Below are 368 nucleotides of genomic sequence, written 5' to 3'. Positions count from 1 at the left end.
CTCTCGACGAGCACGGGCTCGCCCTCGCGCGCCGACTCGAGCGCGCTCTCCGTGAACTCTCGGACCGCGAGCGGGTCGTTCCCGTCGACCTGCCCGCCCATCATCCCGTACGCCTCGCCGCGTTGCGCGATGGAGTCCGCCGCCGTCTGGCGCTCGCGCGGCAGCGAGATCGCCCAGTTGTTGTTCTCGCAGAAGAACACGACCGGCGCGTCGAACACGCCCGCGAAGTTCAGGCCCTCGTGGAAGTCGCCCTCGGAGGTCGCGCCGTCACCGAAGTAACAGAGCGCCGCCGTCTCGTCCTCGCTGCGGTAGTTCATCGCCATCCCCGCGCCAGCGGCGTGGGGGATCTGCGTCGCGATGGGGACCGC

Annotated in this window: 1 protein-coding gene; it reads right to left on the bottom strand. The window is 70.7% G+C overall.

Annotated features, from left to right (window positions below):
- The coding region (locus SM753_RS20285) for a thiamine pyrophosphate-dependent enzyme (protein WP_323192894.1) at positions 1-368 on the bottom strand (368 nt) is incomplete at both ends.

It is taken from the genome of Halostella sp. PRR32 (genome assembly GCF_034808085.1).
GTDB classification, from domain to species: domain Archaea; phylum Halobacteriota; class Halobacteria; order Halobacteriales; family Natronoarchaeaceae; genus Halostella; species Halostella pelagica.
The sequence above is the reverse complement of the archived record's forward strand: the minus strand, read 5'-3'. Positions and strand labels throughout refer to the sequence as shown.